A 26,258-nucleotide genomic window follows, 5' to 3' on the forward strand; every position below is an offset into this window, starting at 1 on the left:
ATGGAAGTATTGCGATTATGGTTTCTGCTGCTTGTGCCGTTGCTCTCGGCACAGGCTCATGCGCAAACCGACACGCTCGACGAAGCGTCGCTACAGGTCAGAGTGAAAGGCTTTCTCGACAGCTATCACGCCGTCAGGACAGAGGGAAAGGCCGACTGGATGGCGTCGAGGACACGGGCACGGAGCGAAGTGACGCTTGAGAAAGGCCCGGCCTCGCTCTTTCTCTCCTTGAATGCCACCTACAATGCCCTGCTGAACGACCGCACGGGTATCGAACTGCGTGAGGCTTATCTCTCCTATGCCAAAGGCAATGTAGACCTGCGCATGGGGCGACAGATCATCGTGTGGGGCGTGGCCGACGCCCTGCGCATTACCGACTGCGTGTCGCCGTTCGACTACACCGAGTTTCTGGCCCAGGACTACGACGACATTCGCATTCCCGTCAATGCGCTGCGGGCCCGATACACGTGGCGAAGCCTTACGTTGGAAGCGGTGTGCGTCCCCACAAGTGCTTTCGGTATAGTGCCTACAGACTCACGTAATCCATGGGCTTTGCGACCGGCAGCCTCCTCGCTGCCTTATACCATCGACCTGGAAAGCGGCAAACCGGACAAACGGCTGGCCAACATGGAGTTCGGCGGCCGATTGACTCTGAACCTCAGTGGTCTTGACCTCTCGCTGAGCGGCCTGCGCACGTGGAACAAAATGCCGGTCGTGACGACCCGCTTAAGCACCGACGGACAGTCGTTGTTCATCGACGGACTGTATCGGCGCATGACGATGGCAGGCGCCGACTGCTCTCTGCCAGTCGGCCGGTTTGTGCTGCGCGGCGAAACGGCCTGCTATTTCAATGAGGCTCAGGAGGCCATAGCGGGCACGGATGTTCTTCAGCGCAACGTGCTCCACGCGCTCGTGGGCATAGACTGGTTTCCCGGCAACGACTGGAATGTCAGTGCCCAGTATGCTCATCGGCATTTGTCGGGTCACCTCGGCAATGCCACCCATCGCAACACGGGACTTGCCACGGCAAGAATCGGCAAGGAGTTGCTGCGAAACACGCTGAAGTTGTCGACTTTCGCCTATATCGACGTGACGAACGGCGGCGTCTTCAACCGCTTTTCGGCAGCCTACGCCCTCAACGACCAGATAGAACTGACCGCCGGCTACGACTTTTTCCATGCCGACAAGGGCACCTTCAGCCTATACCGCCACAATTCGGAGACATGGATGAAGCTGAAATACAGCTTCTAAAGCCTGACGGTTTATAAAGCCATTCATCCGCAAGCGGCGGCATTCACTTCAAGTCATAGAAGAACTTCCACAGCGGAGCCGCCATCATGACCTGCATGAACGCGCCGGCTTTCAGCATTTCGAGCACCTCGGCCTTGTCCACGAGATAGACTTTCAGGTCTTCCGTGGCGTCGAAATGCGTGGCGCCCACCCGCTCCACGCCCTTGGCACGGTAGCTGTAGCAGAGGTTGTCCATCGAACCGGGATTGGGAGCCACGCGCAGAAGCTCCGTCCACACGCCGTCGCCATAGCCCGTCTCCTCCATCAGCTCACGGCGGGCGGCCTCCAGGGGCGTCTCTCCCGCCTCCACGCAGCCCGCGGGAATCTCCGTCGACATCACGCCCAGCCCGTGACGGTACTGCCGTTCCAGGATAATCTTGCCGTCGACGGTCTCGGCTATCACGTTGATCCACGTGGGATAATGCAGCACGTAGTATTCGTCGTGTATGCGCCCGTCGGGCAACTGCACCCTGTCGCGATCGACATTGAGCCACGGCCGCGAGATAAGATTCTCCGTCGACAGCACTTTCCATTTCATTTCGTCGTCATCAAACTTCATGGTCTCTTGTGTATATGGGGTTTACAAACATGCGGTTTCACGCCTGTAAAGATAACACAAATCGACGACAATGCGGCCAACGCGCCGCCTTGATTTGGCAAGAGGCCTGCTTTCAGGACGTCAAAGCACCACGATGACGTTCTGAAAGCAGGCTTTTTACAAGCCAAAAGGGCAGCTTTCGCAAGACGAAAGCTGCCCTTTGACGGGACGGCGGATGTGCCATATGAAGGGGGATGGTGTGGAAGGAAGCTTCGGAAGCTTATTCGCCCCACACCTCGCGGGCGATGTCGCACACCAGGTCGACCTTCGCCCACTGCTCCTCCTCGGTCAGTTTGTTGCCGATTTCGCACGAGGCGAAGCCGCATTGCGGACTGAGATAGAGATGGTCGAGCGGCACGTAGCGGGCAGCCTCATGGATGCGGTCGATGACGGCACGGCGGTCTTCGAGCACGGGCGACTTGGTGGTGACGAGACCGAGCACCACCTTCTTGCCCGCCGGTACATACTTCAGCGGTTCGAAGCCACCCGACCGCTCGTCGTCGAACTCCAAGTAGAAGGCGTCCACATTGGCCCGGGCGAAGAGATAGGGCGCCACGGGGTCGTAGGCGCCACGGCAGGCATAGGTGGAATGGTAGTTGCCGCGGCACACGTGGGTGTTGACGACGAGGTCGTCGGGCAGGTTTTCCAGCGCAAGATTGTTGACACGCAGGTAGCGTTCGGCGTCGGTCTCCAGGCTGAAGTTGGCGTTCATCTTGCTTTTCCAATAGTCGCCGTCCACGATCATGCCCCAGGTGCAGTCGTCGAGCTGCACGTTGCGGCAGCCGGCGGCGTACAGGTCGAGAATCACCTGGCGGTAGGCTGCGGCAATGTCGTACTCCAGCTGGCCGCCGTCGGGATAGACACGCAGCGTGTTGAGCGTGTTGTCGCCACGGAAAAGCTCGGCCAGCAGCTGGGCCGGAGCCGGCAGCGTCTGCTTGGCCACAATGCCTTCCTCTTCGAACTGCTTCACGAACTTGTAGTCTTCGACGAACGGATGGGCGTGGCCGCCGATGCGACCTGTCAGCCGGATGGAGCCTTTCGTCGTCTCCTCGCCGTGGAATTGGTAGCCGTGGGCCAGCTCGATGTGCTCTATTCCCTCGAAGCCCCACATGAAATCCAGGTGCCAATAGGCGCGGCGGAACTCACCGTCGGTGATCGCCTTCAGGCCATGGGCCTTCTGCTTGGCTATCAAGTCGGTGATCAACTGATCTTCGATTTCTCTCAACTGCGTGGCCGTGATGCGGCCTTCCTCAAAGTCCTTGCGAGCTTTCTTCAACGCTTCGGGGCGCAGGAAGCTGCCCACGACGTCGGCTCTGAACGGGGTTTGAATCGTTTGTTGGCTCATTTTTCTCTCTTATAAAATATGTTTGACTTTGTGTTGGCGTCACTTTGACGAATGCAAAGGTAAGCGGTCTGCACTTAATGAGCAAATATTTTGCGCATAACGGAAGATTATGCTACTTTTGCCACATATTCATCCATTTGACAGAATATCATCCTTTAAAACAGTAAAAACAAGAAATGACAGAAGAAAGACTCGACGACATCGACATCAAGATTCTACGGCAGCTGCAGCGCGACGCCCACCTGACGGTCAAGGAGCTGGCCGCGCGCGTCCACCTGTCGCCCTCGCCCACTTTCGAGCGGCAGAAACGCCTGGAACGGGAGGGCTACATCGAACGCTACATGGCCATCGTCGACCGCAAGAAGGTGGGCAACGGCATTATCGTGCTGTGCAACATCCGGCTGAAACAGCATTCGCAGGCGTTCATCCAGGAGTTCATGGACGCCGTGCAGAACATCGAGGAGATCACCGAATGCTACAACACCAGCGGCGACTTCGACTTTCTCGTCAAGGTGTATGCCCACGACATGAAGGCCTACCAGCAGTTCATGCTCAACACGCTGGGCCGCATGGAGTGCATCGGAAGCCTCCACAGCGTCTTCGTCATCGGCGAAATCAAGAACACCCACGCCGTGCCGGTGGTCATGAAGTGAGCGGACGGCGGGCGGCGGCGGCCTCCGCAAGAAGCAAGAAGCGCGAACCCATGATGGATTCGCGCTTCTCGTGTTTTGCAAAGGTCGTTCCGTTAGATTGGTTTGGGATGTCTCCTGCAGCTTCAGTCGGCCTGGACAAGATAGAGACTGGGCAGGTCTAGCCAGGCGGGCGTGGTGTAGCCGCTGTAGGTTCCGTCCTTCGACAGGGCCAGACGAATCTGCGCGAACTCGTAGACGGACGAGTCGAACGACTCGTTCGGCGTGAAGTTCCAGTTGACTTTGCCGTCGACGACCTTCGGAGAGGCCACCACCTTGATGCTCGCGTCCTTGTAGCGATAGACGGAAGTGGTGCCTTTCTTCAAGCCCATGATGAGCGTCATGATCCTGTAGGTCTTGCCCTTGTAGTCCTTGCTGCCCAGCAGGGAGAGGTTGGCGATGGAGAATGTCATCTTGGTTTTGTCCACTTCCACGGGGAAAGCCAGGTCGACGAGGTGGGCGTTGTTCTTGTCTGCAAACCGCAGGAGATAGCTTCCATCCGCCGCTTTGGCCAGTTCCACCGGCACGGACTTCCATGCCGACTTCACATGATACATCAGATTGTAGGTCTGAAGATAGGCCTTGTCGAAGCTGTAGGCCTGGTACACCTCCATCGAATCGGTGTAGGGGCCCGACTGCACGTAGACCTTGCCCGGCCGTCCGGCCGTGCCCGCGTTCTCGGAGGTCTCCACGACCAGGCTGTCGCCGTCGACCGAGGCCTTCAACCAGGCCACATCGCTCCACGCCTTGGCGTCGGACGTATGCTTCACGTAGAACTTCATGACGCTGTGGTCGCTTTCCAGCGAGAGCGTGGACACCAGATGGGGCAGGAACGAAAGTCCCTTCTGCTGCACGACGGCGTCCAGCGACTGGTCGCCGCAGCTGATGCGGATGGCGGCCGAACGCCCTGCAATCTCCTTGTTCTCGTCTACGCTGACGGTGATGGAGTCGCCGTTGACGACCGCGATGTGGCACCATGAGGCCGAAATCTGAGCGGTGATGGCTGCGGGGGCCGCCACGCGGAGGCCGCCCGTGGCCTTGCCGCCCTCGAAAAGGATGTCGGAATTGACGATCTTGATTGGCGAACGCCAGTCCACTTCCTTGCTGTTGTCGTCGGAGCAGGCCGCAAAGAAGACCATGCCCAGCAACAGTATCATTGAACTAAAGACTTTTCTCTTCATTGTTTTCACGTTTTAGTTGGGTTTCTTGACCAGATAAGGTGCCTTGAACGACAGCACATCTCCCTTGTAATTGGCCTTGGTCATGCTCTTCGGAGAGAAGGCCGACACCGTGAACATGCCGATTTCGCGGCTTCCGAAATGGCCGCTGAAGGTGCAGGTCTGCTGTTTCGTCGCGTCGGAATAGGTGAACGTGCCGTTGTAGAAGTAGCCGCGGTTGTAGCCCGTCCAATATTTGCCCTCCGCGTCCAGGAAGATGTCGTAGCAATAGAACTTCTTCCCTTCCGTGTCGGTATACTCGCCGAGATACTGTCCACACTCCATGGAGATGGAAGAGCTGGTCGGCGTCCTGAGTGATATGTGCAAAGTGTCGGCTCCACACATGAAGTAGAGCTTGCGGTCGGCCGTGATCCAGGCGTCCACCTTGCCCTCGTCGGTGCCCAGGTCGTAGCGCAGTTCGTAGTTGCCGACGATGTCTTTATTGAAGTCAGACTGCACGATGTCGATCGTTCCCTTCACGTCGCCCAGCGAATAGTTCACCTTTCCCAGGCGCACATGGCCCGTATTGTTGCCCGTGAAGGTGAGTTTCGCGTTCTCGCCGTTGGCCTCCAAGGTGAACCAATCACCCGTCTGCTCGATCTTGAAGTCCTTGAGATGCGACATGACGACGGTCTTTGTCAACTCGTCGTCGCCCAGACGGATGGCTCCGTTCACAGCGCCCAGCAGGCCGGGAAGGTAGGATGACGACAGTGTTCCCTTGAGAGCGACGTCGGTCGCGCCGTCGTCCACGCACTTCAGCTGCATGGTGGCGTCGTCGTTCTGGAAGTTGCGCACGCTCTTTCCACCCACTTCGACGGGCTGGTAGAGCCTGATTCCCTTGTCGGTGAACGTGTAGGCCACGTCGTTTCCGCCGATGTTCATCTGGCGGGAGCCCAGGTCGAAGGTCTGACGGGCGGTCTCCGTGCCGATGGTTCCTTCCGTATGGTCGTACCAGAACAGGTCGCGCTGGTGCTCGACCTTCGACAAATAGGCTTCGGCGCTCTCGTTCAGCTTGTAGAGATACATGGTGTTGCCGATGCGTTTGCCGTGCATTTTGATGACATCGTCGCCGATACTGTCGATGACAAACTCGTAATCGCCCTGCTTGGCCTGGTAGGCGCCGCTCGAAGGAGTGGCATATTCATGGAGCAGCGTGCTGTAGGTGTCGAACGAGAGGACAGGACCGGCGTCCGACTTCAGGCTGTATCCGGTAGTCTCCGCTGTCTTCACGCCTTCCTTGCGGGCCTCGACCGTGCCGTTGGTGTTGAACTTCAGCGTGTAGGTGAAGCCGCCGTAGCCCTGCGTCTTGCCGGGATAGTATTCGAAAACCCAGCCGTTTGAGGCCCCTGTCAGCGTGGTCTGGGCCTTGGTCAGGTAATCGTTCATGCGCAGGGAGGACGGCTTGTCGAACAAATCCTCTTGGTTTTTCAGGCACGACTGCAAGAGCGTGGCCGCCCCCAAGACCAGCATGAACGTCAATATCGTTGTTCTTTTCATAATCGTTACGTTTAAAAGGTTATTCCACTTTCAGGTCGGTCAGGCTGACCTTGCCTGTCATCACGTCTTGTTGACGACGCAGAATGGCGGCACGAAGCTCGTCCAGCACGACGCCCCAGGAGTCTTTCATGTAGTTTCTCACCATCTCAAGCTTCTGCTCTATCAGCTGTCTGCCCGTCACGCCGTTCACCGTTCCCTTGGCAGCTTCCACCATCCAGGTCTCCCATTGCTCGGGCGTGCTGGTCACGTAGATGGACAACAGTTCGGCATAATCCTCACGGTCGTCGTCTTGGGAGTAGGCCGAGATGAAGCCACGGTGCAGGTAGCCCGTGTCGTTGGGGGCCACGTTCCACTCATCGTTCACGTAACCGGTGTCCGAAATCTTCCTGAAATCGTTCTGATAAGGCTTGTTCTGGTTGAGAATGTGGGTGAACTCGTGGTGAATCGTCTTGAGATAATAATAGTTGAGGTCGGCCGCGGACGAGAGATGGGTGCTCAAGTCGTTGACACCTGTCAGGTAAATCTTCTTGCCGCCCTCGGCCGTTCCGAGGATGAAAGTGCCGTTGTTCTTGTATTGCCATTCGCCGATGAGGAAGATGTGCTTGGGGAAATTGGCGCGAGTGAAGTTGATTCCGGCCACTTCGTCGTATGTTTCCAGACACACGTGCTTGAGCAGATGCGCCATCTTGACCGACTCCTCCAGCCTGGCCGGCACGGTGTAGTAGCCCATGTCGGCCTGGTTGTCGGCAAAGCGATACTCGAAGTTGATGTTGTAAGTGTTCACGAAGTTGGCCGTCAGCCACTTGTCGAACGCCGTCTCCTCTACTTTCGTCTCGACGATGACGCTCTCATCGCTCAGTTTCTCTTCGCTGCAAGCCGCCAGGCCCAGCCCTGCGGCAGCGCACAATAGGATATTTAAAAAGAATGTTTTCATACGATTCCTTGTTTATAAGTTAGTTGTTGCGTGGATTTGGCGCCATGCCCGCGTCGCGAGCCTTTTGCGGAATCTGGATGGCACGGCGCGGATCGTCCTGCGTCAGCTGGTCTTCGATGGAGGCGGGGTTGCCCGACGCGTCGATGGTGCGGCGCGGAATCACGATGCGATAGCGCTTGATGTCGAACCAGCGGAGCCCCATGTGCAGCGTCTCTATGCGACGGAAGTCGAGCACGCATTGCAACATGCTCTCCACGACGCCGCCTTCCTCGCCGATGTTGAAGTGCGGATGCAGGTGCTTCTTGATGGTGGAAATCAGCGGATCGCCGTCATAACTGTAGTTCACCGACGAATAGAAAGCCTGGATGGAGGCCGGCGTCAGCGTCTGTCCCGCAGCCGCCTTCACGCAGTTGCGCATCCACAGCGTCAAGTCGGCAGCCGCCTCGTTCAGCTTGTTCTGCATGATGCGGGCCTCAGCACGGTTGAGCAGACACTCGTCGGTGGTGAACAGCGGGTAGACACTGCGGTGATAGCCCGTTCCGGCCACAGGGTTCGTGTACTCGAAGTCACGCGGGAAACGCCAGAAAATCACGTAGCTGAAGTTCGATCCATTATAAGAATGGCCCCTGTCGTAGAACGACGAGGTGGAGGTGGGGCCCCAGATGTGGTTGGCCGCAATGTCCTCGTGCTCCGCAATGTAAGGAACGTGGGCGAACTTCTTGGCCGAACTCGAGTTGGCCAACACGCGGCCCGGACTTCCGTAGGTCGTGGTCAGCAGCAGGTTGGCCGCCACATCGGTGGCAGAATAGTGGTTGACGCGTACTGCATAGTCGTTGGGCAGCGTGCCCATCTTCTCATAATCGCGCAGAATGGCCGACGGGTCGGCTCCCAGACAGAGCGTGGCATACCGCTCGGCTTCGGCCCACTCCTCCTTGTAAAGGTAGAAACGGCAGGCAAAGGCATAGGCGGCCCGCATGTTGAAATGGTACTTGGGCACCTTGAAATAGCTCTCGCCCATCATCGGCAAAGCCTCCTTGAGGTCGCGTTCAATCTTCTCATAGACGCCGGCCACGGTGCCTCGGTCGCCTTTCGGGTTCAGTTCCGTCTCGGGAACTACCCTGTATGGCACGCCCAAATCGGTCTTGCTCGTCTCGCTGTTGTAGGCCATGCAAAACTCGTTGACCAGCAGGAAATGGTTGAAAGCCCTGCAAAGCAACGCCTCGGCCTTGGCTTCACGCAGCGTTGGCGTGATGGCTCCACCCTGCTTCTCTATGCCTTCGAGTGCCAGGTTGGCGTTGGAGATACAATCGTAGCAGCCTGTCCAGAACCGCGCCGAGCTTTCATTGTCCGACTCTGTCACGTCACTCCAGCTGTAGACGCTTTCATAGTAGCGCGAAGTATTGGGGTTGTTCTCCATGTAACGGTCGGTGTTGTCCGACATCAACTCGTTGACGACGAGGTAGTCGTGGTCGGGATAGGCCGACACCAACATCTTCTGCACCTCATCCTCCTTGTCTATTTCAGCACGGTTGTCGGGCATTTTGTCGAGGAAACCATTACAGGCGCTCAGCGAAAGCAGGCCCAGCAACGCCACACCGTATATATATATCTTCTTGTTCATAGCTGTATTCGTTTAGATTCCAAGTCGTAATGTAAGAGTAAACTGCTTCGGCATAGGCGCAGCCACGCCACCGGTGTTGAAGAATTCCGGGTCTTGGCCGTTGAGTTTCTTGTCCGCGTAGATGAGGAAAAGGTTGGTTGTCTGCAACTTGAGCGCGAGGGACGACAGGCCCAGGCGGCCGCAGAACGGCTTGGGGATGTCGTAACCCAGCGATATTTCCTTCATTCGGACGAAGTCGCCCTTGGCGATGCGCTCCGTAGAGTAGTTGTATGCGCTGTAGGCGTAGCCCAAGTGCGAGTCCAGATTGCGCTGACGCTGGCTTGCGATGACGGGAATCGTCGTCTTGTGCTCGTCTCCCGGCACCGTCCAACGGTTCTTGAACTCCTTCGGTGTGGCCGTCATGTCGCTGTAATAGCTCCTGAACACGGGGTCGAGACGCACCACATTGCCAAACGAATAGGTCACGAAGACGTTCAGCGTGAAGCCCTTGTACTTGAAGATGTTGCCCAAAGAACCGGTCTCCGTGGGGTCGGTCGAGCCTTCATACTTGAGGAATCGGAGCTTATCGGGGTCGCTCGTCTGGAAATAAATGCCCGTGGTGGAGATGTTGCCGTCCTGGTCGAGGAAGGTGGGAATACCCTCCTTGTTCAGCCCTTTGAACGGAATGGAGAACAGACAGCGCACCGGGCGGCCCTCCATCGTGAAGCCATTGCCCGATATGAGCGACATCATTGAGGTCGAACTCTGCAGTTCGGTCACCTCGTTGTGCGTGTGTGAATAGATGAAACTGCTCGTCCAGCTGAAGTCTTTGGTCTTGATGTTGGTCGTAGAGAGGCTCAATTCCACGCCATTCGACTTCATTGCGGCGATGTTTCCGTACTGGGTGAACGAGCCGGTGAAGCCTTCCGTGACGGTCGGACCTATCAAATCATAGTTGTTTCGCTTGTACCAATCCACCGAAAGATTGATTCGGTTGTTGAGGAATCCCGCATCCATACCCAGGTTCAACTCATGCTTTTTCTCATAGGTAAGCCCGTGGTTGGCGGCCGAAGACTGGTAGAGCGCGGTCTCCTTGATGTTCGCCTCCGGGCGCCAGGGTGTGGAGCTGCGGATGATGACGGCCGCATTGCTCACCGAGGGGCGGTCGGCCGTCAGCGAATAGGAAGCCTTGAGCGTCAGGTGGCTCAGCTTTCCCTTGAAAGTCTTCTTGAACCAAGGCTCCTCATGGGCGTTCCAAGTGCCCGCCAGGTTCCACGTTGGCAGCCAACGGCTGCTGCGGCTCTTGCCCAAACCATTGGTTCCTTCGTAGCGATAGGTGCCGTTGATGGTGTAACGGCCCTTCCATGAATAGGTGGCGTTGGCAAAGAAGGCGGCACTTCGCGTATGGGTGTTCCTCAAAGTGTAGTACTGCGTGTTCTCCTCCGCTCCTTTCTTGAACACCTCGTAGTTGTAGTTTGCGATTTCACCGGCGTCATATTGCATGCCCCAACCACGGAACCAGGTGTTGTGCCGATCGATCGAATTGGTTTCCAAACCGCCGTAGAAGTTCACGATGTGGTCGTTGGCATAGACGTCGTTGTACTGCAAGCTGGCGCGCATGTCCCAACCGAAGAGGCTGCGGTCGGTGCGTTCGAAGATACCGCCGTAGTCGAGCACGGTGTGCTTCACGTCGTAGGCGTTGCGCCGGTCCTTGTAAAGGAACGGGTTGTTGTCGCGGATGACGGTGGTATAGGCTGCCCGATAAGCCTCAGCCTGATTGGAGTTGTCGAGGATATAGTGCTCCTGCGACGTCCCGGAATACTTCACGGCCGTGAGCAGCGACAGCTCCACCTTCGAGATGGGCTTGTAGTCGAGCTTGAACTGGCCGCGGAAGTCCTGCACGTGGAGGTCCATATAGTTGTTGTCCAGCTCGTGCTTGATGTTGAATGGAGCGTAGTTGCGGGTGTAGAACTCGTTCGGGTCCAGGCAGCGCGACGTGTTGAGCGCGTAGGAATAGGGGTTGATGTCGAAGTCGCGGTCAACCGTTCCGTTCACCGCATCCACCGAAGAGGCCAGCGTTCCCGGTGCCCGCTGCTTTCGGAAGGAGGCATTTCCCGCGATGTTGGTCGTCAACTTGTGCGACAACCGATAAGTGGCGTTGAAGTTGGCCGTGTAGCGTTGCACCTTGCTTTGCATCGTCCAACCCGGATCGAGCATGGCGCTGACCGAGCCATAGAACTGCGCCCGCTCCGTACCGCCCGAGATACTGACCGAGTGGTTGCTCATGACGTTGGTGTTGAACAGCTCCTTGAACCAGTCCGTATTGCGGTATTCGGCCGAACGCAGATAGGCGTCGCGCGCCGCCTGCGTGTTGGGCAGCCCGAACTGGCCCGACGCGATGTCGTATTGGGCTATCAGGTCGTACATCTTTCCATAGATACCATACTCCGAACGGTTGGAAGTGTTGGCGTAGTTGAGGAATCCTTTCTGCTCCAACTCCCTGTAAATGGAAATCTGGTCCTGGGAGTTCATGATGTTGAAGGTGCTGTAGCGCGGAATCAAACGCATCGTAAACTCACCCGTATAGTTGATGTGTGCCTGTCCGGCCTTGCCCCTCTTCGTGGTGATGACAATCACGCCGGCCATGGCGCGGGCACCATAGATGGAGGTTGCCGAACCGTCCTTCAGTATCTGGAAGCTCTCGATGTCGTCGGAGTTGAGTCCGGCGATGGCCGACGATATCAAAGTGGCGGCGTCTCCCGAAGAGAGTTCGTCGGCACTGACGTTCACCACGTCTTCCTGAATCACTCCGTCGACCACCCACAAGGGCTTTGAGCTTCCGTAGATGGACGTGGCGCCGCGCACACGGATCTTCGGTGCCGTTCCGAAAGTGCCGCTGACGTTCTGCACCGACACACCGGCTGCCCGCCCTTCGAGCGACCGGCTGATGTCGGCCACACCGTCGAGCTTGGCCTTGTCGGCGTCCAACTTGGTGGTGGCACCGGTGAAAAGGCGCTTGTCCACCTTCATCATACCCGTCACGACGACCTCTTCGAGAGTAGCGTTGTCGGGCACCAGCGTCACCTTCATTCCGTTGCGGGCCGTCACGGTCTGGCTTTTCATGCCGACATAGCTCACGACGAGCTTGGCGCCGTTGGGCACCATGATGGTAAACCGCCCGTCGACATCGGTCACCGTGGCCGTCTTCGTGCCCTGCATGGTGACGGAAGCGCCTATCACGGGCTCGCCGTCGTCCTGCGAGACCACCGTACCCGACACCTTCGTTTGGGCCAGCGCCGTCCCCAAGCTTAGGAACAGCCCGACTAAAAGCATTAAAAGTTTTCTTTCCATAGATTCTCTGGTTTGTAAATTCTTCGATATTCAAAGTCGAAGGACTGCATAGGGACGCTGACGTCGCCGCCGTCTCGAAAGCGCGGCGTCAGCCGATTGTTAATTTATGTCCATTCAACGAAATTCTCTTCTCCGGTCTGCCAAAGGATTGCAACATTACAAAACATGTTCAAGAGCATGCCTTCCAATTACAAAACGCCCTCTTTTCAAGGCTTGCCATTCTTTTTCATAACTTTGTTCTGGTGGTAAAGATTCCCGAAAAGCTGCCTTTTCATCGACAACCCTCATGGCAAATTTATATATTTTTCATTTTGTTTGCAAGCATAAAACAAACGCTTGTTAATAAAAAAGGGAATATTAACAACTCCATCGGTGGCATAAACATAAATTAAATGTCGTTTTATTTTGCCTTACTTGCCTTTTCCCGTAACTTTACCGCAATGTTTATCACATCCCATCACACAGAATGAACAACATCAAACGAATCGTATTGACCGGCGGCCCCTGTGCCGGCAAGACCACAGCCCTTATCAAGGTGATAGAACATTTCAACAGTTTGGGCTACCAGGTGTTCACCATCCCCGAAGTTCCCACCATGTTTTCGCAGGCGGGAATGAACTATCTGACCCGCAACAAGGCCCTTTTCTACGAAGGGGAGAAAGCCACGCTCGAAGTGCAGCTGGCCTTGGAAGACAAGTTCATGCGCATGGCGGAGGCCTGCGAGCAGCCCGCCATCATCGTATGTGACCGCGGCACGATGGACATCTCGGCCTACATGAAGCCCGAGATGTGGCAGGAAATCACCCGGGCCGTGGACACCGACACACAACGGCTGCGCGACGGCCGCTACGACGCCGTGCTCCACCTGGTGTCGGCCGCCGACGGGGCCGAACGCTACTACACCACGGCCAACAACCGGGAGCGCACCGAGGGGCTGGAACTGGCCCGGCAGCTCGACAAGAAAATCATCAACGCGTGGACGGGGCACCCCCATCTGCGCGTCATCAACAACGACGACGACTTCGACCGCAAGATAAACCGCGTGGTGAAGGAAATCAGCAACGTGCTGGGGCTGCCCCAGCCCATCGAGAACGAGCGCAAGTACATCGTCGAAGTCACGGGGACGATGGCCGACTACACCGAGACCGACATCACGCAGACCTATCTGGCGTCGGAGCCGGGCAACGAAGTGCGGCTGCGCAAGCGCGAGTGGCAGGGCAACCGGGTCAACGTCCACACCACCACCAAGCGCATCTCGCCCACCGAGGAGATTGTGGTGGAGCGGCAGGTGAGCAACAACCTCTACGAATCGCTGCTGCAACAGGCCGACCCCTACCGGCTGACGATACACAAGAAGCGCAGGAGTTTCATCTACCAGGGCCAGTTCTTCGAGCTCGACACGTATCTGGAGCCTGTCGACAACCTGGTGATTCTCGAAACCAAAGGCATTGCCCGCCACGAGGACATCAAGTTTCCGCCCTTCCTCAAGGTGGTGAAAGACATCACCGGAGACATCCGATACTACAACTACACGCTGGCCGTGAAACACTGACGGACAGCCTTTCGACAGGCGTCCCGCAGCCCTTGCGCGACAACCGCTCTGCCGCCGTTTTCCCAAAGCTGCCCTCTTGCCGCCTGAAAGCTGCCCTTTCAGCGTGCAAAAGGGCAGCTTTTACAACACGAAAGGACTGCGGTTGAAAAGCCATCCGCCAGCCGTCATCCCGCCGGCAACACCCTTCAACCTGACACCCAACACTTTTTTCACCCTTTTGCTTAGTTTTTTCGGTCGCCCAACTGTATTGGAAGTATATGAAACAAGAAACGACATCCATCGAACGGCTGTTCCGACAGCACTACACGAAGATGTACCATCTGGCCAGATACATCCTCTTCGACGCCGACGAGTGCCAAGACGTGGTGAGCGACGTGTTCGCCCACATCCTGGAAGACGGCATTGTGCTGCTTCCCGGCACCGAGGAAGCCTTTCTGTTGCGCAGCGTTCGCAACCGCTGCCTCAACCTCATCGCCCACAAGAGCGTGAAGGGGCGGGTGGCGCGGCTGCTCTTCGACGACGCGACCATCGGCACAAGCGAGGACGACGACGAGCGACTCGACAGGCTCATGCACGTCATCGACCGTCTGGAACCGCCGCTGCGCCGACAGATTCTGCGCCTGCGCCACCTCCAGGAGATGAGCTATCAGGAAATCGCCGACACGCTCGGCGTCAGCAAGGTGACCGTCTACAACCACCTGTCGCAGGCGATGGATACCATCCGAGAACTTTTTAAAACCGCAAAACGATGAAAGAAGAGACCATCAACGAAAAGCGGGCGCGACTGCTCGACATGCAGGAACACCCCGACCGCTACACGGAAGAAGCGATAGAAAATCTCCTGACCGACGAGGACGTGCGCCGGTTTGCCCACGACATGGCCGCGGCGAAGCGGGCCATGAGGAAGCATGAGCGCGAGGAAGTGGACGTAGACCGAGCATGGAAGGCCTTCGCCATGCGCCATCGGCACCGCCGTCGCAGCCGGCTGAAGGCTGCCGCCTCGACCATCGGCATTATCCTGCTGTCGGGCGTGGCCTTTGCGGCCGTTCTGCAATGGGGCGTTTTCAGAAACACAGGACTGGAAGCGCCGACGGCCGACCGGCCGGCCGCCATCCGGAAGTCATCCGTCATGGCGACACAGGACTCTACGACCACGCCCAAGGACAGCGTCGCCCACCGGCCCGTCGTCTTCGACAACGCCGAACTCGCCACCGTCCTCGGCCAAATGGCGGCCCATTACCATGTGGACATCGTGTTCCGACATGAACAGAGCAGGCACATCAGGCTCTACTTCAAGTGGGAGCGCGAGAAAAGTCTGGCGCAACAACTGGAGCTGCTCAATGCTTTCGACCGCATCAAACTGACTCTCGACGACCACACCGTAACCGTAGACTAAGCCATGAAACACCTGATGATTGCCTTGTTTTGCGTCTGCTGCTGTCAGCTTCAGGCGCAACGTGTCAGCAAACTATATAATAATGTGTCGCTGGCCTCGGCCCTGAAGGAACTCAACACGCTCCAGGACCGCTACATCGTGAACTTCATCTACGACGATCTGGAAGACTTCAAGGTGTCGACGCGGCTGTCCAACCTGTCGGTTCCCGACGCCGTGCGCCGCCTGACGGGCTTCTACCCCGTCCGAATGACCATCAAGGACAACGTGATTCTCGTGGAATGCACGCACAAGACACGGCGCCACCTGACGGGAAAGGTCGTCGACGAGCATGGCGACGCCCTGCCCTACGCCAACGTGCTGCTGCTTTCGGTCGGCGACTCCAGTGTCATCGCGGGGGGCGTGAGCAACGAGAGCGGCGTCTTCGTCGTGCCCTACGAACCCGAAAAGGTGCTGGCCAAGGTCAGCTATGTGGGCTACGAACCGGTCTGCCGACTATGCACGGGCGAGGATGTCGGCACGATTCGGCTCAAACCGTCGACCCTCTACCTGCAGACCGTGAAGATACGGGGACGCCAACAGCTGTACAAGATGTCCAAAGGAGGCATGACCATCGACGTGGAACATTCGCTGTTGCGGCAGGCCGGCACGGCCAACGACGTGTTGAAGCAGCTGCCTCGCGTCAATGTGGGCCACGATGGAGCCATCACGGTCTTTGCCAAAGGCACCCCCGAGGTGTATGTCAACGACCGGTTGGTGCGGAATCAGCAGGAACTGGCCAGTCTGAAATCGACCGAAATCAAGGCGGTCGACGTCATCACAAGCCCCGGTTCGCGGTACAACGCCGAGGTTCAGTCGGTCATCCGCATCAAGACGAAGGGCACGCTGGGCGAAGGGTTGAGTGCTTCCGCCACGTTGTCGGCCGACAACAACAGCCGGATGAACACGCGCGACCAGCTCTCTCTGACCTACCGCACGGGCGGACTTGAAATCTTCGGCAACACCACCTATAACAACAGCTACACTGGTGAAGAGAACAAGATATCGAGTAGCATCACGACAACGGCCCATTCGCTCTACACACAGGAAGATGCCAACACCGATTTCCGCTCCTCCTACACGCTGTCGAAGCTGGGATTCAGCTATGACTTCTCACCCCGCCACTCGTTGGGGGCCAGCTATTCGCTCTTCAAAAGTATCACCGGACGGGGCTACAGCAATCCTACGCAGGACGTGTGGCGCGACGGCACGCACACGGCACAGGTGCGTCAGCGGCTTCGGCTGGACGTATTCAACGGTCCCGAGCATGAAGCGAACGTCTATTACCTGGGCCAGGTGGGCCGGCTGAACATCAATTTCAACGCCACTTGCCTATGGAAGAAGAATGGACGGAACGACGACTGGCAGGAAAGGAGCAAGGAACTGGAAGACCGCGACGTGCACACCTACAACACGCAGCGCAACAAACTGGCGGCGGCCAAGCTCGTCTTGAGCCATCCACTGGGGCAAGGCACGCTGGAAGGGGGCGTCGAACTGACCCGCACCACGGCGCATTCCACCTATCGGAACCCCGAGAACTACGTCGGCAGCACCGAAAACGACACGCGGGAAAGCCGCGTCGCGCCCTTCATGGACTACAGTTTGACGCTGGGACATTGGACTTTCGAAGCGGGACTGCGCCATGAGCGTGTCGACACGGAGTATCGGCTGTTCGGGCAAAGAGAGGATGAGCCGAGCCGTTCCTACAGCAACTGGTTTCCCAACGCCTCGCTCTCGTGGAACAAGAACAGCTGGAGCGCGCAGTTGAACTATGCCAAGAAAATTGCCCGACCTTCGTATCGTGACCTGCGCAGCAACGTGCAGTATATCAACCGGTTCGCCTACGAGGCGGGCAACCCTTATCTGCAACCCGTCATCCGACACAACATCGAACTCAACGTGCTCTGCAAATGGCTCAACGTCAGCCTGGGCTACAGCTATCGCAAGCACGACATCGTCTACTCGTCAGGCCTCTACCGGAACCAGGAAATAGCGCTCATCCAGAATCGGAACTATCCCCATACGCAACTGCTGTATGGCTCTGTGGTCGTTTCGCCCAAGTTCGGATGGTATCAACCCACGCTGGAAGTGGACCTGCGGAAGCCTTTCTTCCCCACGAAGCGCTATGGCTGCAGCCGGGACTTGCAGGAACCATCGGCCAATCTGGAGCTGAACAACAAGCTGGTGTTCAGTCGCCACAGCTTTGCCACCATCCTTTTGGCTTACGACACGGAGGCCTGCACCGACTTCATAAAGGCCAAATCGAGCGGCACCGTCGACCTGGCCTACTCCCATTCTTTCTTCAACGAGTCGCTGTCGCTCAACGTTTTCGTCAACGACTTGCTGAAAACGAGGCGCAGCGCGTGGACACTATACGGGCAGAATGTCGTCGATACGAAGGACTGTTATGAGTTCACGCGCAGCATCGGCCTTATCCTCACCTGGCATTTCAACGCCACGCGCAGCAAATACAAGGGCACCGGCGCAGGTATCGACGAGAAACGGCGGTTGTAGGGGGCCGCAAAGGGCCGTCTGTATGGGGCACAGAACGAAGCGTATACAAAGACGGGGAGTAGAAAAAGAGGTTAAGTTGTTTATATTCAGAAGGTTAGTCGTTTGTCTGTAGTTGAGGCTCTGCAAAACGAAATGTTACATTGCTTTATATTTGTGTTACATTTGGGGCATGTTGAGGCGTAAAGGTTAACGACAGGTTTACATCGGTTGACGAATGTGTTACATTAGGAAGAATGCGGGGCGACGATGTCGCTTCTTTTTTATTGCTTCTCTGAAAAAAAATAAAGTGTGTTTTTATTCTATATAATGATTATTTGGTATATTTGCAACACAAAAAGAAAGATTATGGCAAAGGTTATACACGTACATTTGACACATGGGTTAGAGAACACGGAGCGGAAAGACTGGTATTTCAGCAGCATATCGGCGGTTTACACGGTATTCACAGCTGAACAGGTCGGCGTGACGCGCAATTATTTGCTTCATGCGGGGCTTTCTGGCAACGGCTCAATCGTTACGAAACGGGCTATAATAAAGCAATCTACGCTGATTTCCGGAGGTTCCGGGGCGAGGTATAAAGACTGAGAACGAAAAGGCTTAAAACGGCATTAAAACGACGTTTACAGGGGTGGTGGAATCGGGGTGGTTTCATTACCCTTTTTTCGTGCATTTTGGACGTTTTTTGAGGGGTGGATGTTCAGGTGGATGTTCAAAGTGGATGTTCATTTTCTTAAAAGTGGATGTTCAAAACTCTTGCCAAGCTCCCCCCAGTAGAGAGGTTGCCAGCGAACAAAAAAGGGGGGATTGGTGTAGGAAACTGACACTTTGCGAGCAACTTTTAGAGGGCGTTACACCTTTTATATATAGGGATTTAGGATGAAAATGGTATGTTCTGGGGGGGGACACCCCACAGGGGTACTATTTCGTACACATTCCACCCTTTATGACATGGAAGGGTTCTAACCGACGTTCGCAGTGTCTGAAGAGTGGGCATTGGAGGCAAGCCTTTCTTTTTCAATAGTTAGTTGGCGGACTTGCTCCTTGAGTTGTCCGATTTCCTCTGCTTGTGCAACTAATTGTCTATCCTTTTCTGTAATTAAAGTTAATAATGTTGGAGCAGCATTTTGTTCCTGCTCTTTGCGTTCCATTTCCTCTACTTCATCAATGCGTTGTTTGAGGATCTCGTCTTCGTTCTCAAACATATATGGATGCTCCCAACTTTCTTTTCCGTCTTCCAAACGAGTAGGTAAAATAGATGATTTGCGGAACATGCTTTCTCCTCTACCTGTTAATAGCCACTCTGGACTTACCAAGTAATTTTCAGACAGAATAGCGAGCATATCTACACCAACATGCATTCGGCCGTTCATAATTTCTGAAAACTTGGCTGTTTTAACGCCAAGTTCTTCAGCAATTTCTCCTTGCGTATGCGCAATATTGTTGGACAAAAGCTCTTGAACAGCCCTTACAAACCGGTAATCTATATGCGTTTTCTGTAAAAATGGGTTTTCGGTGTTCATTTTTTCTGAATTTATTTGGTGGTTATACAGGAATTCTGTATCTTTGCAACGTATTCCATTTGGAAACGCGGCCAAATGTACAAAAAAGGGTCGAGAAAGAAGAATGTTTTATTTAAAAAATATAGAAGTATGAGAACTTACGATGTGTTTTTCAACAGCGAAACGAGCAGCAACAACAAGGGTTGGAAAGCGACCTACGAATACTGCCGGGAGTGGATCCGTGAAAACAACGGAACGACTGAGAGTTATTTTGCCGACTACAAGGGTGGGACTGTATCGATAGTTTGCAACGAGACAGGTGAAACCGTGTACGAGGATAATGTAAGGTAACAGATTGCAGGATAACAAGGCGGATGGCTCGGATAGCAGGTTCGCAACCTCCGGGTTCGATTCCCGGCATCCGTTCAAAGTAGTAACAAATAAAAAGTGAGATTATGAAGATTAACAAGGAACAACTAATTGACGCTCTTGATTTCACGGCAAAAGAGTATCACAAAAAGACACAAGGACATAACGGTTATAGCTCATTTGATGAGTTTATAAAAGGAATATTGTCTTCTTGCGAGGATTGTAATGGCACTTTAGAAGACGCCGTCTTTATAGCGAACGACGCTTACGAAAAACTTTAATAAACTTAACGCTGCGCTATCGGCATGACGGGCAAAAAAACATGATAAAAGATTACACAAAAGCAATTATCAGAGAGGACTACGACAAGTACTATAATTACAAAGACGCACCATCTTTACGAGAGTATGTTGAGACAGAGGCTGAAAACGCCCCCGGATTCTTCGCTTTCCTTTTTCAAGATAGCAACATCGAAGGCTACTCCGACCTCACGGAAGCGCAAAAAGTAGAATATAAAGAATACTTGAACTCATTGTAAAATGGTAAGACATGAACAAGAATTTATTAGACCGAGTAAGTGTTGAGAAAATAGATGCGCTGGTTGACGCCTTAAGCGGGGTGATAAGTAGTATGCGCATTACAGGAGAGAATAGTGCTACTTGTTTTTGTAATGAAGCATATTGGGCATGTTATTCTTTAAGAAATATGATGTTTGCATCTCTAAGACGTCGTGAACAAAAATCAACAGGTGATTAGATTGTAGGATAACCCAAGGCGGCTACGTCCGAATGGTAGCGGACATTTGAGGGAGCAACGGGGTTCGATTCCCCACCGCCTGCGATAAACATTAATAATTAAAAAAGTGAGATTATGAAGACAAGAAGAAACGCAAGGCACTATGAAAGTCAGGAAAAGTATGCGGAGGCGTTGAACGCTTCGCAAAAAAATGACGGCATCATTCGTTGTTATCGTCCGACAAGAGCAGAAGAGGGTCCTCAAGAAGACATTGGACTTGTGTTCCGATTGCTCCGTCGAGTAGATTGCTTAGAGCAAGAACTAACTGCGATAAGGAAACAACTGAGCGAAATCGCTTGCAGGAACGCTGAAGGGAGATGTGCAGTTTTACATAGTCAACAGCCTTCATCTCGGCCTCCTCATCAGGATGGTAGTAAGAGAAAGATAGCTTACTTGGTATTAGAAGAAGATTTAATACAGGTAGAATGTTTTGCTCGGCAAATTCACGAAGAGCCTGTTCGCTTTTCTCAGATGCGACGCGCTGTTGATGAACTGTGATAGTTGCTTTGAATAGAAATTTGGTTGTATCCATGTTGTTCTATTTGGAATTTGGCTATAAAGTTAGTAAAAATAAACGAATTAAATTAAGTGAGATTATGAAAAAGTACATTCACATACAAAAAGCGGACCGCGAGTTTATCGCGAAGGCTTTGGGCATTACCGAGCGTACTATTTTTAACGCTACTCATTTCGAGAACATGAGCGAGGGTAATGACCTTGCGAAGAAGATACGCACGCTGGCATTGCAGCGTGGTGGCATCGTGATGGTGGACGCCCCAGAGTGGGAGGTTTTGCATGATGCTGATGGTTATATGCGCCAGTATCTTGGTGAAGTTCTATTGGAGTTTTCAAAGGAAAAACCCACCTGCGATGTGTACAAGAAAGGTGAGAAAGTTCGCCATTACGACAATGTGATGACGAGCGACATTCAGGGCATTCAGGATTGGGCTTCAACACTTAGATAAGGGAGGCACGCGATGGAGTATTACGAAGGTAAATGGTGCATATCGGCGCGTGAGTTGGTGGATGGTGGTGTCGTCAGTGAGGCGAACTACCAGAACTGGACCCGGCGCAAAAAGGTCGATATAGCTCGTCGCGGTGGCGGTGCATCGGGCAACTGTGCATTGATAGTCGTAGATAGTCTTCCTCGCGTTTACAAGGAAAAGGTTAAGGATCTCTATCCTGACGGTGCGCGGACTCACCTTCGACTTTGGATAATGGAGAACTACGAGACCGACCAGGCCGCTGTTGCATTTTTTCACGATAAGGAGAAGACAGGGGTGGATTTGCATCAATATCCCGAGAAGATCAGGGAGTATGTGACGAATGCGAGCGTGCTAAACTGCTGCATCAAACTCTACGACCGCGCCTCGACAGCCCGGCGACTGTTGGGCGAGAAGTACAACTGGAACTACATGGCTGACACCATCGACGCGCTGCGGTCAGAACTCGGACACACGCTGCCTACGAGCACGCTGCGGTTCAGAAAGAAGGTAAACGAGTACAAACGCGAAGGATATGGCTGCCTTATCAGCGGCAAGTTCGGCAACCAGAGCGCGCGGAAGGTAGATTACAAGACCGAACAGCTGATACTCGGGCTGGCCGTGCTGCCCAACAAACCGTTCAACACGAATATCGCTGAAATGTATAACATGTTCGTATGCGGCGAGCTGGAGGTGTATGACCCGAGTACCGGAGAGTTGATGAATCCTGACGATTTCACTGATAAGAAGACCGGCGAGCCTAAAGAATTGAGCGAAACAACTATCAACAACTACCTGAACAAGCCGAAGAACCGCGTGTTGGTGGAACACGCCCTAAGCAGCTGGACAACCTTCATGCACGAGCAGATGCCACATGTTCACCGTCATGCCCCTGAGTTCTCACTGAGTAAGATTTCTTTCGATGACCGCGATCTACCGCGCAAGCTGAAGGACACGAAAGCCCGTCCTAAGGCATATTATGCTTACGATGTGGCCAGCCAGTGTGTCGTTGGTTTCGCCTACAACCGCAACAAGAATGTGGACCTGGTGGTGGAGTGCTTCAGGAGCATGTTCAGACTTCTGGAGCGCAGGGGCTGGAACTGTCCGGCGCAGGTGGAGGTAGAAAATCACCTGATGAGCCAATGGAAGGAGTCTTTTCTGAAAGCCGGTGTGCTGTTTCCGTTCGTAAGATTCTGCGCCCCGCAGAACTCGCAGGAGAAATACGCCGAGCCTATGAACGGCGCAAAGAAGCGCAGCATCGAGCACAGGAACCATCTGGGAATCGGCCGTTTCTACGCCAAGGACCATCACTACCGGACGGAGGCGAAGAAGGTGTTCGACGAACTTAACGACACCTATGAGGACAAGCAGTATTACAGCTGGGACGAACTCATTGCTGACGATATGAGGGACGTGATGGAGTTTAATAACTCACTTCACCCTAATCAGAAGAAATATCCCGGCATGACGCGCTGGCAAGTGCTTGAGGCGAACCTGAACCCGACATTGCAGCCCCTTGACAAGAGCGTGCTGGCGCGTTTCATCGGTGAGCATGTGGAGACAAGCATCCGCCGCAACAGTTACTGCCGCGTGGCCTACACCGACTGGTGGCTGAGCGACGTGAGCGTGCTGGAGAAACTTGCCCCGAACAACTGGAAGGTGGATGCCTACTACCTGACTGATGAGGACGGCAACGTGAAAAATGTGTACATCTATCAGAACGACATGCTCATAGACGAGCTTCAGAACGTCGGTACGTTCAATACGGCAGAATGTGAGCAGACTGAGGAGGATAAGGAAATTTTCATGCAACAGCAGAAGAAAATAGCCAAGTTCAACAAGTATGTCGAGGACAATGCCATTGGCAGACTGGGAATATTGAAGCCATCCCCACAGATGCAACAGGAGGAACCGAAAGAGGTTATTTCCATCGCCCCGCAGGAAGAAGTTCCCTTTATATCATTTCCAAGTGCATCGAGCCACGCTGTGGCAGACATATAATTTTGTTATAATGGAGTTTTAATCGTGTTAGAATATGATTAGTGAGACACAGAAACATCGGATTTTGGAGGCGATAGCCGCCAACCGCAAGAATTATCCAAGTGACGCTAAGCACGCCTCGGCATTAGGCATATCGGCCAGCGTCTACAATGGCTTGAAGAAGGGTCAGACGGATAAGGCCCTTAGCGACGCCAACTGGGTGAACATCGCCCGGAGGTTAGACGTGAACCTGCGCGAGACGATTGAATGGAAGGGCGCGCAGACGGAGACCTTCAAGTACATCAGCATTCAGCTGGAGGCGTGCCAGGAGCGCAGCCTTAGCGTAATACTCTGCGACCTGCCGAACATCGGCAAGACCTTTACGGCTCGCTGGTACGTGAACGAGCACCGCAACGCCGTATACGTAGACTGCTCACAGGTGAAGACGAAGCGGGCGTTGGTGAAGAAGATAGCTAAGGAGTTCGGCGTAGGCACAGCGGGCAAGTATCAGGACACCTACGAGGATCTTGTGTATTACCTGCGCTCAATGGAGCGTCCGTTGGTGGTGCTGGACGAAGCCGGGGACTTGCAATATGAAGCCTTTCTTGAACTGAAAGCCCTGTGGAACGCCACGGAAATGTGCTGCGGTTGGTACATGATGGGCGCGGATGGTCTGCGTGCGAAGATAAACCGCATGGTGGAATGTCAGAAGGTAGGTTATGCAGAGATATTCTCACGCTACGGTGGCAAGTATAGTAAAGTGACGCCAGATCAGGAAGACGACCGCAAGGCGTTCCTGCTGGAGCAGGCCCGCGTGGTGGCGACAGTGAATGCCTCGAAAGGCACGGATATAGGCCAGATTGTACGCAAGAGTGGCGGTGGGCTTAGGAGAGTATATACGGAAATTGAAAAACTGAAGAAAGGAGCATAATATGACAAACATTGAGATTCTGACACATCAGGCGTTGCAATCAATCGACTGCAAGATGTGTGACCAAAATGAAATAAACTGGGAACAACGCAGGTATGAGATTGCAAAAGACCTTTATATTCAAACCTGTCAACAGGCAAAGTTGGAGGGTGATAATACCGCTGCAGATGTGTTCCGAAGTGCGGCGTGGTTATCTCGCGTGGCAGCCGATTACTTAATAGAGGTTCTGAAAAAGTAGCTATGGCAAAGCGAGCATATAGTCCGAAGGAGATCGCGAAGAAGACGTACAAGACACTCCCGTGGGGTGGCCGTTGGGCGGAGTGTTTCGGCTTACCGGAAGAAAACTCCACATGGTTTATCAGTGGCGCCAGTGCTGCCGGGAAGAGCTCGTTCGTGATGCAGCTGGCCCGTGAGCTTACTCATTACGGGCAGGTGCTGTACGCGAGTTATGAAGAAGGTGTAAGTCAGAGTTTCCAGGATCGTATCAAGCTGTTTGAGATGGACAAACGGCAGGGTTGGTTTCGGGTGGTGACGGAGGACACGATAGAAGACCTGACCGCACGGCTGAAGAAACGGCACAGCGCGAAGTTCATCATCGTTGACAGTTATCAGGAGAGCGGCTGGGAATGGCCGGAGACGAAGAAGCTGATAGAGACCTTTCCTCGGAAGAGTTTTATCTTCATCAGTATGGAAGCCAAGGGACAGCCATTGGGCAAGCCTGCGCTCCGACTTCGTTACAAGGCGGGTGTGAAAGTAAGGGTAGTCGGTTTTAGGGCTTATTGTCAGGGACGTTTCAATCCCGATGCGGGCAACAGTTTCGTTGTGTGGGAGGAAGGTATATTGAGAACAAGCAATAACATTTAAAGGTAAAAGGGTAAAACGATGGCAAGTAAGCGAGATAACCTGCTGTACAGGTTGAGGAAAAAGGGTATAAGGGTGCTGATACGTGAACGGATTATATTCCTTCCTTTTGACGGCGCGCCTTTTGAAATCATACAGGTGAAGCGGCTGTGTAAGGAGTTTCGTTTTCATGTACAATTAGAAATTGAGTAAAAAATATGAGCAAGGAAAAACGAATAAAGAAAGTATATATCGCAGGAAAGATAGGTGAGGATATTCTTAGCGATACAACTCGCAAGAAATTTGCAGAGGCAGAAGCGTGGTTGAAAGCAAAAGGATATAAAGTGTTTAATCCGACTCAAAGCGGGCTTGGCATCATGGCAGAGAACTACGCAAAGGCATGTGGCACGAACTTCTATGAAGAGATACTTCTTCTTGACATTATGCAACTGAAACGGTGTGATATCATCTGTTTGCTTCCTGACTGGCACGAAAGCCCAGGTGCCTTGGCTGAGTTTTTCTTCGCTAAAGCAATAGGTAAGAAAATAAAACAGATTACAATGTTTGAAAATAAAATAGTAGATTGGATATGAGCAAGGAAAAACGAACAATCGAAATTGCCCCAAGACTGATAAGTCCCGGCGGGCGTATGACGGAGGTGTTGGAAAGCCGTGGGCACGCGTGTAGCTGTTGTCAAGGCAACGGCTATTTTTGGCAGGAGAACGTATATCGGGAACGGTATAAGCAAGAATGCCCCGTGTGTAAAGGCAGCGGACGGCTTGATGCGGTGGTGACTATAGAATGGAAAGCGGGAGAAAGGTAAAAAGGTAAAAAAGTAAAAG

At 54.0% G+C, this 26,258-nt stretch carries 27 protein-coding genes; 19 read left to right on the forward strand and 8 right to left on the reverse strand.

Features of this window, described 5'->3' with window-relative positions:
- Complete coding sequence (locus K334_RS0104885) at positions 1 to 1,251, forward strand: DUF1302 family protein (protein ID WP_027444597.1); 1,251 nt, start codon at positions 1 to 3, stop codon at positions 1,249 to 1,251.
- Positions 1,252 to 1,294: 43 nt separating this feature from the next.
- Here the strand turns inward: K334_RS0104885 and K334_RS0104890 are convergent, their stop codons facing one another.
- Positions 1,295 to 1,849 (reverse strand): NUDIX hydrolase, encoded by a 555-nt coding sequence (locus tag K334_RS0104890; protein WP_025880345.1) that lies wholly within the window; start codon positions 1,847 to 1,849, stop codon positions 1,295 to 1,297.
- A gap of 259 nt (positions 1,850 to 2,108) precedes the next feature.
- Positions 2,109 to 3,233 (reverse strand): 5-methyltetrahydropteroyltriglutamate--homocysteine S-methyltransferase, encoded by a 1,125-nt coding sequence (locus K334_RS0104895; RefSeq protein ID WP_025880344.1) that lies wholly within the window; start codon positions 3,231 to 3,233, stop codon positions 2,109 to 2,111.
- 176 nt (positions 3,234 to 3,409) lie between these two features.
- Between K334_RS0104895 and K334_RS0104900 the strand changes: the two genes are divergently transcribed.
- Positions 3,410 to 3,886: an Lrp/AsnC family transcriptional regulator gene (locus K334_RS0104900; protein ID WP_025880342.1), complete on the forward strand. Its 477-nt coding sequence runs from the start codon at positions 3,410 to 3,412 to the stop codon at positions 3,884 to 3,886.
- 122 nt (positions 3,887 to 4,008) lie between these two features.
- On the opposite strand, the gene K334_RS0104905 is transcribed toward K334_RS0104900, so the two are convergent.
- The 5 genes from K334_RS0104905 to K334_RS0104925 are packed head-to-tail and all read right to left on the reverse strand — an operon-like array spanning position 4,009 to position 12,521.
- A complete protein-coding gene (locus K334_RS0104905) occupies positions 4,009 to 5,103 on the reverse strand; it encodes a BACON domain-containing protein (protein WP_081658032.1) in 1,095 nt (364 codons plus the stop codon).
- Between the two features lie 12 nt (positions 5,104 to 5,115).
- The gene (locus K334_RS14175) at positions 5,116 to 6,636 is read right to left on the reverse strand and encodes a DUF4302 domain-containing protein (RefSeq protein ID WP_025880338.1); all 1,521 of its coding nucleotides are present in this window, start codon (positions 6,634 to 6,636) and stop codon (positions 5,116 to 5,118) included.
- Between the two features lie 19 nt (positions 6,637 to 6,655).
- Complete coding sequence (locus tag K334_RS0104915) at positions 6,656 to 7,570, reverse strand: zinc-binding metallopeptidase (RefSeq protein WP_021589028.1); 915 nt, start codon at positions 7,568 to 7,570, stop codon at positions 6,656 to 6,658.
- A gap of 19 nt (positions 7,571 to 7,589) precedes the next feature.
- Positions 7,590 to 9,191 (reverse strand): RagB/SusD family nutrient uptake outer membrane protein, encoded by a 1,602-nt coding sequence (locus tag K334_RS0104920; protein ID WP_027444598.1) that lies wholly within the window; start codon positions 9,189 to 9,191, stop codon positions 7,590 to 7,592.
- 12 nt (positions 9,192 to 9,203) lie between these two features.
- Positions 9,204 to 12,521, reverse strand: coding sequence for a SusC/RagA family TonB-linked outer membrane protein (locus K334_RS0104925; protein ID WP_027444599.1), 3,318 nt, complete (start codon positions 12,519 to 12,521; stop codon positions 9,204 to 9,206).
- Between the two features lie 466 nt (positions 12,522 to 12,987).
- On the opposite strand from K334_RS0104925, the gene K334_RS0104930 reads away from it, so the two are divergent.
- From K334_RS0104930 to K334_RS15230, 5 genes are all read left to right on the forward strand, one after another.
- The gene (locus tag K334_RS0104930; RefSeq protein ID WP_025880336.1) at positions 12,988 to 14,073 is read left to right on the forward strand and encodes an AAA family ATPase; all 1,086 of its coding nucleotides are present in this window, start codon (positions 12,988 to 12,990) and stop codon (positions 14,071 to 14,073) included.
- Positions 14,074 to 14,330: 257 nt separating this feature from the next.
- The gene (locus tag K334_RS0104935) at positions 14,331 to 14,825 is read left to right on the forward strand and encodes a sigma-70 family RNA polymerase sigma factor (protein ID WP_025880334.1); all 495 of its coding nucleotides are present in this window, start codon (positions 14,331 to 14,333) and stop codon (positions 14,823 to 14,825) included.
- Complete coding sequence (locus K334_RS0104940; protein WP_025880333.1) at positions 14,822 to 15,469, forward strand: DUF4974 domain-containing protein; 648 nt, start codon at positions 14,822 to 14,824, stop codon at positions 15,467 to 15,469. The genes K334_RS0104935 and K334_RS0104940 overlap by 4 nt, the downstream gene beginning before the upstream one ends.
- Before the next feature lie 3 nt (positions 15,470 to 15,472).
- Positions 15,473 to 18,019 carry an outer membrane beta-barrel family protein gene (locus K334_RS0104945; protein WP_027444600.1) on the forward strand — a complete coding sequence of 849 codons (2,547 nt, stop codon included), beginning with the start codon at positions 15,473 to 15,475 and terminating at the stop codon, positions 18,017 to 18,019.
- Positions 18,020 to 18,364: 345 nt separating this feature from the next.
- Positions 18,365 to 18,604: a hypothetical protein gene (locus K334_RS15230; protein WP_025880332.1), complete on the forward strand. Its 240-nt coding sequence runs from the start codon at positions 18,365 to 18,367 to the stop codon at positions 18,602 to 18,604.
- Positions 18,605 to 18,978: 374 nt separating this feature from the next.
- Here the strand turns inward: K334_RS15230 and K334_RS0104955 are convergent, their stop codons facing one another.
- A complete protein-coding gene (locus K334_RS0104955) occupies positions 18,979 to 19,539 on the reverse strand; it encodes a helix-turn-helix domain-containing protein (protein ID WP_027444601.1) in 561 nt (186 codons plus the stop codon).
- A gap of 129 nt (positions 19,540 to 19,668) precedes the next feature.
- Between K334_RS0104955 and K334_RS13490 the strand changes: the two genes are divergently transcribed.
- From K334_RS13490 to K334_RS15235, 12 genes are all read left to right on the forward strand, one after another.
- A complete protein-coding gene (locus tag K334_RS13490; RefSeq protein ID WP_027444602.1) occupies positions 19,669 to 19,869 on the forward strand; it encodes a hypothetical protein in 201 nt (66 codons plus the stop codon).
- Between the two features lie 104 nt (positions 19,870 to 19,973).
- The gene (locus K334_RS14745; RefSeq protein ID WP_025880327.1) at positions 19,974 to 20,168 is read left to right on the forward strand and encodes a hypothetical protein; all 195 of its coding nucleotides are present in this window, start codon (positions 19,974 to 19,976) and stop codon (positions 20,166 to 20,168) included.
- A gap of 41 nt (positions 20,169 to 20,209) precedes the next feature.
- A complete protein-coding gene (locus K334_RS0104970; protein ID WP_025880326.1) occupies positions 20,210 to 20,425 on the forward strand; it encodes a hypothetical protein in 216 nt (71 codons plus the stop codon).
- A gap of 11 nt (positions 20,426 to 20,436) precedes the next feature.
- Entirely contained in the window at positions 20,437 to 20,643 is a 207-nt protein-coding gene (locus K334_RS14405; RefSeq protein ID WP_081658033.1) for an S-adenosylmethionine synthetase, read from the forward strand.
- Between the two features lie 114 nt (positions 20,644 to 20,757).
- Entirely contained in the window at positions 20,758 to 21,180 is a 423-nt protein-coding gene (locus K334_RS14750) for a hypothetical protein (RefSeq protein WP_154655554.1), read from the forward strand.
- A gap of 98 nt (positions 21,181 to 21,278) precedes the next feature.
- Entirely contained in the window at positions 21,279 to 21,647 is a 369-nt protein-coding gene (locus tag K334_RS0104980; RefSeq protein WP_051218661.1) for a hypothetical protein, read from the forward strand.
- A gap of 12 nt (positions 21,648 to 21,659) precedes the next feature.
- Positions 21,660 to 23,666 carry a hypothetical protein gene (locus K334_RS0104985; protein ID WP_025880322.1) on the forward strand — a complete coding sequence of 669 codons (2,007 nt, stop codon included), beginning with the start codon at positions 21,660 to 21,662 and terminating at the stop codon, positions 23,664 to 23,666.
- A gap of 34 nt (positions 23,667 to 23,700) precedes the next feature.
- Positions 23,701 to 24,576 carry an AAA family ATPase gene (locus K334_RS0104990; RefSeq protein ID WP_025880321.1) on the forward strand — a complete coding sequence of 292 codons (876 nt, stop codon included), beginning with the start codon at positions 23,701 to 23,703 and terminating at the stop codon, positions 24,574 to 24,576.
- 1 nt (position 24,577) lies between these two features.
- Positions 24,578 to 24,814, forward strand: coding sequence for a hypothetical protein (locus tag K334_RS13495; RefSeq protein WP_025880320.1), 237 nt, complete (start codon positions 24,578 to 24,580; stop codon positions 24,812 to 24,814).
- A 2-nt stretch (positions 24,815 to 24,816) separates the two neighbouring features.
- A complete protein-coding gene (locus tag K334_RS0105000; protein WP_025880319.1) occupies positions 24,817 to 25,440 on the forward strand; it encodes a P-loop NTPase family protein in 624 nt (207 codons plus the stop codon).
- 194 nt (positions 25,441 to 25,634) lie between these two features.
- A complete protein-coding gene (locus tag K334_RS0105010; protein ID WP_027444604.1) occupies positions 25,635 to 26,009 on the forward strand; it encodes a DUF4406 domain-containing protein in 375 nt (124 codons plus the stop codon).
- Complete coding sequence (locus tag K334_RS15235; RefSeq protein WP_081658034.1) at positions 26,006 to 26,239, forward strand: hypothetical protein; 234 nt, start codon at positions 26,006 to 26,008, stop codon at positions 26,237 to 26,239. Before K334_RS0105010 ends, K334_RS15235 begins: the two co-directional genes overlap by 4 nt.
- Positions 26,240 to 26,258 lie beyond the last annotated feature (19 nt).

Source organism: Segatella baroniae DSM 16972 = JCM 13447, from assembly GCF_000426585.1.
GTDB lineage: Bacteria > Bacteroidota > Bacteroidia > Bacteroidales > Bacteroidaceae > Prevotella > Prevotella baroniae.